The organism is Pseudomonas maioricensis (assembly GCF_022790535.1).
In the GTDB taxonomy this organism is placed as follows: Bacteria; Pseudomonadota; Gammaproteobacteria; order Pseudomonadales; family Pseudomonadaceae; genus Aquipseudomonas; species Aquipseudomonas maioricensis.
The window spans coordinates 359,375-367,694 of the sequence record NZ_LOHG01000003.1; the positions used below are offsets into that span (position 1 = coordinate 359,375).

Consider the following 8,320-nt stretch of genomic DNA (forward strand, 5'->3'; position numbering starts at 1 on the left):
AGAAATGCATTTCAATCCAATAATTTGCATCATGCCATCTGGTCAATGCCCACCCAGATAAGCGTTACGCACCTCTTCGTTAACCAGCAACTCCTGCCCCGTGCCGCTCAGGCGGATCTCGCCGTTGACCATCACGTAAGCCCGGTCCGACAGCTTGAGGGCATGGTTGGCGTTCTGCTCGACAAGGAAGATAGTCATGCCTGTCTGCGCCAGCTCGCGCAACGTTGCGAAGATCTGTTTGACGATGATGGGTGCCAGGCCGAGGCTTGGCTCATCAAGCAGCAGCAGTTTGGGACGACTCATCAACGCCCGTGCAATAGCGAGCATTTGCTGCTCGCCACCAGACATAGTCATGGCGCGCTGATTACGACGCTCCTTGAGGCGCGGGAACAGTTCGAACATGCGCTGCATGTCTTCGGCCGAGTGTTTGTCGCCAATCGGGATGGTGCCCATCATCAGGTTTTCCTCGACTGACATGTCGGGGAAAACCCGACGCCCTTCCGGCGATTGCGCAATGCCGTTGGACGCGATGTAGTGCGAGGACTTCTGGGTGATGTCAGTGCCCTGATAAATGATCTGCCCACCGGCCGCACGGGGCTGACCGAAGATTGACATCAGCAGCGTGGATTTACCCGCGCCGTTGGAGCCGATCAGGCTGACCGTTTCACCTTCGTTGATGTGCAACGAGACTTTCTTCAGGGCCTGAATCGGCCCGTAAAACACATCGATCTCTTTCATTTCGAGGATCGGCTTACTCATACCAACTCCTCTTCATCAGCGCCCAGATAGGCTGCGATCACTTTCGGATCGTTGCGGATCTGTTCAGGCCCACCAGTGGCAATCACGTTGCCATGATCGAGCACCACGATATCGTCTGAAATGCCCATGACCATGCCCATGTCGTGCTCGATCAGCACGATGGTCATGTCATGTTCGTCGCGCAGCAGGCGGATCATGCCGCTCAGTGCTTCGGTTTCCTGCGGGTTGAGGCCCGCCGCCGGTTCATCGAGGCAAATCACTTGAGGCCGTGTGCACATGGCACGCGCAATTTCCAGACGACGTTGCTGACCATAGGAAAGCTCGCCCGCCAGACGGTTTGCGCAATCCACCAGGTCCACCACTTCGAGCCAGTAGAACGCCGTATTGATGGCGACCTCTTCTGCCTCGCGGTAACCCTTGGTATTGAGAATGCCCGCCAACAGGCTGCGGTTGACCCACATGTGCTGCGCAACCAGCAGGTTTTCCAGCACCGACATTTCCTTGAACAGACGAATGTTCTGGAAAGTCCGCGCCAGACCTGCCCGGTTTACCAGATGGGTGCCGCCGAACATCTTGTAGTAGACGCGACTGAGGAAGCTTTTCGGCGAGACAAAGTCCGTGCCCTTGAACGGCTCGCCCAGCAGTTTGATGACGTTGGTGGTCTGCCCGCGGGTGTGCAATTCAATACGACCACCGGTGGCTTTGTAGAAGCCGGTCAGGCAGTTGAACACCGTGGTTTTGCCTGCGCCGTTAGGGCCGATCAGGGCAAAAATCGAGTTGCGTCGCACTTGAATGCTGACGTCACTGAGCGCCTTGATGCCGCCAAAGTGCATCATCAGATGCTCGACCGAGAGAATGATGTCGTTGCTCATGGCGCAACCCCCTTGCGTGGAGTAACCCCGGTACGAGAGACGCGGATCAGGCCGCGTGGTCGCCAGATCATCATCAGCACCATGAGTATCCCGAACAGAAGCACACGGTATTCCGCGAAGCTGCGCAGCAGCTCAGGAGCAACCGTCAACACAAACGCGGCAATGACCACGCCCATTGTCGACCCCATACCGCCCAGCACCACGATGGCGAGGATCAAGGCTGACTCGAAGAAGGTGAACGAGGTCGGGTTGATGAAGCCTTGATAGCTGGCGAAAAACACCCCGGCCAGCCCCGCCGTCGATGCGCCGATGGTGAACGCCGAAAGTTTGACCAGCACGTGGTTCAAGCCCATCGACCGACAGGCGATTTCGTCTTCACGTAGCGCTTCCCAGGCACGGCCAATCGGCATGCGGGTCAGACGATGCTTGATGTACAGCACCGCCAGCACGACCAGGAAGAGCACCGCATAGATAAAGATAAATTTGAGGTTCGCGTTGTACTCAAACCCGAAATACTCATGGATGGGCACCCCGCCGTCTTTGGCGCGACGTCCGAACTCCAGACCGAAAAAGGTCGGCGAAGGAACCGCTACGCCATTCGGTCCACCCGTGAAAGACAGCCAGTTGTTCAACACCAGCCGGATGATCTCACCAAAGCCCAGCGTCACGATGGCCAGGTAGTCACCATGCATGCGCAACACAGGAAAGCCCAGTATGCAGCCAGCCAACGCTGCAGCAATGGCCGCCAGTGGCAATGCCGACCAGAAACCGAGCCCCAGATACTGATAACCCAACGCGAGACCATAAGCACCGATGGCGTAGAACGCCACGTAACCAAGGTCAAGCAGGCCAGCCAGACCGACCACGATATTCAGGCCAAGGCCCAGCAACACGTAGATCAACCCCAGAATAACGACCGTCAGCACGTACTTGTCGGCAAACACCGGGAAGACCATGGCGATGACAATCATGGCTGGAATGATGAAGCGCAGGCGTGATTTGTAATCCGGTGGCAGCACATGAACGCCAGAGTCTGAACTCTCGAAACTCTGGGCAATAGTGACGCCCTTGGGCGTCTGCATGAATACGCTGAGCAACAGACGACCGACCATTACGACGGCGACCAGGACCCCTACGCGTGTGGGTTCAAGATTGAAGCTATAACCGTCGAGTACCACACCGACTATCGGACCGAAGACAATAAGCGCCAACAGTCCAGCGATCACGGCATCAATCAGGCTTTGTTTGAAGTTGATGGGTTTTATAGTTTCGGACATACGTTATACCTTCGCCACGAGTGGGCGACCCAGCAGGCCTTGAGGACGGAAAATCAGGATCAGTACCAACAAGCCGAAGCTGAACACGTCTTTGTAATCCGAGTTGATAAGACCGGAGAACTGCGACTCGGCAACCCCCAGGATCAACCCGCCGAGCATCGCACCCGGCAGTGAGCCAATACCGCCCAGTACCGCAGCGGTGAATGCCTTGATGCCGATAATGAAGCCCGCATAGAAGTCGAACGTGCCGTAATTCATGGTGATCAACACACCGGCCAGCGCAGCCATGGCAGCGCCGATAATAAACACGTAGGAAATCACCCGATCGGTGTTGATGCCCAGAATCGAGGCCATCTTGCGATCCTGTTGGGTCGCGCGGCACATCCTGCCCAACTTGGTGTACTTGATGATGTAAGTCAGCACGCCCATGCCAACGAACGCAGCAATCAGGATAAATATCTTGGTGAAGGTGATTTGTACAAAACCGCTGCCCACTTCAAAGCGCCAGGCGCCTTCGAGCAAAGTCGGCACCCCTTGCTGGCGGGCACCCTGGCTGATTTGTGCATAGTTTTGCAGGATCAGCGAGATACCAATGGCGCTGATCAGGGGAGCAAGACGTGTCGAGTTACGCAGTGGTTTGTAAGCCACTCGCTCAATGACAAAGCCATACACGCCGGTCACCACGATGGTAAAGATCAGCGTGCCGAGAATGAGGAAAGGGAAAGACTCCAGACCGAAAAATGACAGGACGGCCAGGCCGATAGCGGCCAGGTAAGCCGAGATCATGTACACGTCGCCGTGGGCGAAGTTGATCATGCCGATGATGCCGTAGACCATCGTGTAACCGATGGCGATCAAACCGTAGACCGACCCGAGGGTCAGACCGTTGATCATTTGCTGCAGGAAAATACCGTCCATCACGCACGCTCACGAACTTGAAAGGCTATTGATGCAGGCCCGCGGCACCCTTGTGAGGCGCAACGAGCCTTCATCCAATAGCTGACAGAAGATCTTCGGGGTCGCAACCTTGCGCCCCCATTACCAAGCAGCACGAGCATTCGAAACACTCGTGCGGCTATGCACGTTGCTTACTTCTGTTTTTCAAGCTGGTGGTATTTACCGTCTTTGTCCCACTGGTAAACCACGTAGTCGGAGACTTTCAGGTCGCCTTTGGTGTCCCAGGCTTTCTCGCCCATTACGGTTTTAACCGGGTGAGCTTTGAGCCACTTGCTGGCATCTTCGCCCTTGTTGGATTTGGCACCATTGAAGCCAGCGGCCAAGGCTTGAACCGAAGCGTAGGCATACAGTGTGTAGCCTTCAGGCTCGTAGCCGGTTTTGCGGAACTCGTCCACGACGGCCTTGCTGTCTGGCAGTACACGTGGGTCTGCGCCGAACGTCATGTACACGCCATCAACGTATTGCGCGCCGCCAGCGGTGGTGACCAGCTCATCCGTTACGATGCCGTCATCGGACATGAACTTGACGTCTTTCAAACCTTGCTCACGCATCTGACGAACCAGCGGACCGGCTTCCGGGTGCAGGCCGCCGAAGTAAACAACGTCAGCGCCTACCGAGCGGATTTTGGTGACCAAAGCACTGAAGTCTTTCTCGCCACGGGTCAGGCCTTCTTCAAGCACTGGTTTAACGCCGCGAGTGGTCAGTTGCTTGGCTGTGGCATCGGCCAGGCCTTTACCGTAGGTGTCCTTGTCGTTGATAACGGCGATTTTCTTGCCTTTCAAAACATCAACGATGTAATCGCCAGCCACAATGCCTTGCTGATCGTCACGACCACACATACGGAACATAGCACTCAAGCCGCGTTCGGTAACGGTCGGGTTGGTCGACCCTGGAGTAATCGCGATGATGCCAGCCTCGTCATACACTTCCGACGCTGGAATGGTCGAAGACGAGCAGAAGTGGCCGACAACACCAGCTACCTTGTCCGAAGCCGCTTTGTTAGCGACCGCGACGGCTTGCTTTGGCTCACAAGCGTCGTCATAGGCGGTCAGTACGATCTTTTCCCCGTTAACACCGCCCGCCTTGTTGATCGCGTCGGCAGCTGCCTGAGCGCCTTTCATGTATTGCTGACCAAACGATGCGTTGGCGCCAGTCATTGGCCCCGCGACGCCGATTTTTACATCAGCCTGAGCAAACGAAGACACGCCGAATGCAGTAGCGACTGCAATTGCAAGAAAGCCTTTTCTGTAAAACGTCTGCGACATGAGTGGTGCTCCTGAGATTTTTTTGATTAGCACTGCAACTACAGAGTTGCTCTGAGCAAGTGGCGTGCCATTCGTTTTTTATTCTGATGAAACTCATGAACTTGTTGCGTTCGGCCCAGCTAGAGCCTTTGACCAAAGGGCATGCAACCCTCTACATCAAGCAATGTGCAACCTTTAAATAAAAAGGTGCAACCACTGACAAAATACGTAGCAACCTACGCATCCAGCCACGTACAACCCTGCTGTAACAGCATGCGTCACCGAACTGCACACCGGCGGTGCGCGTGCGCTACGGGACGCACCATATGAGGTTAGTGGAGGTTATTACGCGATGCACGAATCTCTACCCTATAGGCACGACTTCGATGCCTGCCCCGCGCGGTGTATGACAACAAAGGTTAAACCTGTAGGAGTGAGCTTGCTCGCGATAACGTCTGATCAGGCAACGCTTTTCCTATTTATCAGACAGCTATCGCGAGCAAGCTCACTCCTACAGGGTATGTGTCAGCAGCCTAAGTAGTTTGGCTCCCACAAGGCTGCATGGAGTTCGAGCTAGACCTCAATCGAACGTAATACCCTGCGCCAGCGGCAGTTCCAGCGAGTAGTTCACGGTCGCGGTCTGGCGACGCATGTAGCCGCGCCACGAGTCGGAGCCGGACTCACGACCGCCACCGGTTTCTTTCTCGCCACCAAATGCGCCGCCGATTTCAGCACCGCTCGGGCCGATGTTGACGTTGGCGATGCCGCAGTCACTGCCCAGCGCCGACATGAACTGCTCGGCTTCCCGCACATCCGTTGTGAAAATGCACGACGACAGGCCTTGTGGCACGGCATTGTTCAGACGCAGCGCTTCGTTGAAATCCTCATAACCCACGACGTAAAGAATCGGCGCGAAGGTTTCGGTGCAGACCACGTCGCTCTGTTCTGGCATCTCAACAATGGCCGGAGAAACGTAGTAGCCGTTCGGGAATTTATCTTCCAGTTGGCGCTTGCCACCAAACACCTTGCCGCCTTCGCTCGTCGCCTGTTCCAGCGCATCCTGCATGGCCTGATAGCTGTGTTTATCGATCAGCGGACCGATCAGATTGCCTTCCAGCGGGTGGCCGATACGGATTTTTTCGTAAGCAGTTTTCAGGCGCGAGACGATTTCGGCTTTCACCGACTCATGGGCGATCAAACGTCGCAGGCTCGTGCAGCGCTGCCCGGCAGTACCCACGGCACTGAACAGGATGGCGCGTACGGCCAGATCCAGATCAGCTGTCGGGCTGAGAATCATGGCGTTGTTACCGCCCAGTTCGAGGATACTGCGAGCGAAGCGCGCGGCCACTTTCGGAGCCACTTCACGCCCCATTCGGGTGCTGCCGGTTGCACTGATCAGGGCCACGCGCGGATCATCGACCAACGCTTCACCGGCATCGCGACCACCAATAACCACCTGAGCCAGGTAATCCGGTGCATCAGCAAAGTCGGCGGCAACCTTGTCGAACAGCGCCTGACATGCCAGACCAGTCAACGGTGTTTTTTCCGAGGGCTTCCAGATCACCGAGTTGCCGCACACCAGCGCCAGTGCGGTGTTCCACGACCAGACCGCGACCGGGAAGTTGAACGCGCTGATCACACCGACCACGCCCAGTGGATGCCAGGTTTCACGCATGTGGTGGCCTGGACGCTCGGAGGCGATAGTCAAACCGTACAACTGACGGGACAGGCCGACGGCGAAGTCGCAGATATCGATCATCTCCTGCACTTCACCCAGGCCTTCCTGAGTAATCTTGCCAGCTTCCCAGGAGACCAGCTCGCCTAGGTCAGCCTTGTGCTTGCGCAGCGCTTCGCCGAACAGACGGATCAACTCGCCGCGACGTGGGGCCGGTACTTTGCGCCAGGCCTGGAAAGCCGCGTCGGCACGCGTGACCTGCTGCTCCACTTCAGCAGCGCCTTCCCAGCTCACTGCGCCAATGCGACTGCCATCAATGGGGGTATGAACAGGCTGGTCGCCCTTCTGATATTTCGCGGGGTCGACACCGAGTCGGTTTAGCAGGTCGGTAAGCATGTTCTCTCCTGAATTCGGGAATGCTGAAATAACGGTAAATCTTCAGGCTCTAGTAATAGCTGGCCTTAACGCCATCAACAAACGACCATTAGGCGAGATATCATTCCTTTTATTCATGCTCCCAGGGATGGAGCCGCCTCTGGATCGAAAAAGGCCCGAACAATGCTCAACAGACGTCACCTGCCCTCTATTACGGCGCTGCAATGCTTCGAAGCGGTTACCCGACACCTGAGCTTTACCCGTGCCGCTGAAGAGCTGAACCTCACGCAAAGTGCGGTCAGCAAACAAGTGGCGCAGCTTGAAGAGCTGGTGCAGCACCTGCTGTTTCGCCGGGTGCGTCGTCGCTTGCAACTGACCCCGGCAGGCGCGCTGTACCTGGGCGAAGTGCGCAAGATTCTCAGCCAGATGGAGATGTCCACGCACTTCCTGCGCTCCTATGGCGGCGAGACCGAGGTGCTGCGGGTTTCCACACCCTCGACTTTCGGCGCCCGCTGGCTGGTGCCGCGCTTGAAAGGCTGGCGTCTGCGTCATCCGCATATCCATCTGGATGTGGTCAACGAGCAGGAAAACGATGACCTGATTCAAAGCCGCTGCGATTTCACGTTCTACTTCGGCCAGGGCGCAAGGCCCGGGGCAGAGAGCGTGCGCTTGTTTGGCGAAGAACTGGTGCCGGTCTGCGCACCGGGAGCACTACCCGCCGTACCGTTTACCGATCCGACGCAGTTGGCCGATCTGGTCCTGCTGCAAAACGCCAATCGCCCGCAAGGCTGGCATGACTGGTTCGACAGTCAGGGTTATCACACAGAACACAGCTACCACGGCCCACGCTTCGAAACCTTCTACATGTGCATTCGCGCAGCGCAAGTCGGTTGCGGCGTCGCCCTGCTGCCGCGCTTTCTGGTGGAAGAGGAACTGGCTGACGGCAAGCTGGTCATCCCCTGGCAACACGCTTTGCCAAGCAGCGACGCGTATTACATGGCCTACCCGGAGCACGCCGCTGAAGTGCCGAAGATCAGGGACTTTGCCAAGTGGATGCTGGAGCAGTTGGAAGCGGAATAAACGCGGTTTCGCTAGAAGATCGCCAGCACTCCTCACACAGCGCTTTCTTGCGGAAAAATTTTGATCTGTAGGAGCTGCCGA

The 8,320-nt window shown here is 56.7% G+C and carries 7 protein-coding genes; 1 reads left to right on the plus strand and 6 read right to left on the minus strand.

Annotated features, from left to right (window positions below):
* Positions 1 to 42: 42 nt before the first annotated feature.
* The 6 genes from AUC61_RS06970 to amaB form a co-directional block, all read right to left on the minus strand.
* Positions 43 to 759, minus strand: coding sequence for an ABC transporter ATP-binding protein (locus AUC61_RS06970; protein ID WP_243245224.1), 717 nt, complete (start codon positions 757 to 759; stop codon positions 43 to 45).
* Complete coding sequence (locus AUC61_RS06975; RefSeq protein WP_122663125.1) at positions 756 to 1,631, minus strand: ABC transporter ATP-binding protein; 876 nt, start codon at positions 1,629 to 1,631, stop codon at positions 756 to 758. Before AUC61_RS06975 ends, AUC61_RS06970 begins: the two co-directional genes overlap by 4 nt.
* Positions 1,628 to 2,908, minus strand: a complete 1,281-nt coding sequence (gene livM / locus AUC61_RS06980) for a high-affinity branched-chain amino acid ABC transporter permease LivM (RefSeq protein WP_243245226.1) — start codon at positions 2,906 to 2,908, stop codon at positions 1,628 to 1,630. Before livM ends, AUC61_RS06975 begins: the two co-directional genes overlap by 4 nt.
* A gap of 3 nt (positions 2,909 to 2,911) precedes the next feature.
* The gene (locus AUC61_RS06985; RefSeq protein WP_122663127.1) at positions 2,912 to 3,826 is read right to left on the minus strand and encodes an ABC transporter permease subunit; all 915 of its coding nucleotides are present in this window, start codon (positions 3,824 to 3,826) and stop codon (positions 2,912 to 2,914) included.
* Positions 3,827 to 3,996: 170 nt separating this feature from the next.
* Entirely contained in the window at positions 3,997 to 5,130 is a 1,134-nt protein-coding gene (locus tag AUC61_RS06990) for a branched-chain amino acid ABC transporter substrate-binding protein (protein ID WP_243245228.1), read from the minus strand.
* Between the two features lie 559 nt (positions 5,131 to 5,689).
* A complete protein-coding gene (amaB, locus tag AUC61_RS06995) occupies positions 5,690 to 7,180 on the minus strand; it encodes an L-piperidine-6-carboxylate dehydrogenase (RefSeq protein ID WP_279290932.1) in 1,491 nt (496 codons plus the stop codon).
* Between the two features lie 162 nt (positions 7,181 to 7,342).
* Here amaB and AUC61_RS07000 point away from each other — a divergent pair, with 162 nt between their 5' ends.
* Entirely contained in the window at positions 7,343 to 8,239 is an 897-nt protein-coding gene (locus AUC61_RS07000; RefSeq protein WP_243245231.1) for a LysR family transcriptional regulator, read from the plus strand.
* Positions 8,240 to 8,320 lie beyond the last annotated feature (81 nt).

Excerpts from the sequence above, each read along its gene's own strand:
- AUC61_RS07000 (WP_243245231.1), top strand. The coding sequence starts at position 7,343 with ATGCTCAACAGACGTCACCTGCCCTCTATTACGGCGCTGCAATGCTTC.
- AUC61_RS06975 (WP_122663125.1), bottom strand. The coding sequence starts at position 1,631 with ATGAGCAACGACATCATTCTCTCGGTCGAGCATCTGATGATGCACTTT.
- AUC61_RS06970 (WP_243245224.1), bottom strand. The coding sequence starts at position 759 with ATGAGTAAGCCGATCCTCGAAATGAAAGAGATCGATGTGTTTTACGGG.
- AUC61_RS06985 (WP_122663127.1), bottom strand. The coding sequence starts at position 3,826 with ATGGACGGTATTTTCCTGCAGCAAATGATCAACGGTCTGACCCTCGGG.
- livM (WP_243245226.1), bottom strand. The coding sequence starts at position 2,908 with ATGTCCGAAACTATAAAACCCATCAACTTCAAACAAAGCCTGATTGAT.
- AUC61_RS06990 (WP_243245228.1), bottom strand. The coding sequence starts at position 5,130 with ATGTCGCAGACGTTTTACAGAAAAGGCTTTCTTGCAATTGCAGTCGCT.
- amaB (WP_279290932.1), bottom strand. The coding sequence starts at position 7,180 with ATGCTTACCGACCTGCTAAACCGACTCGGTGTCGACCCCGCGAAATAT.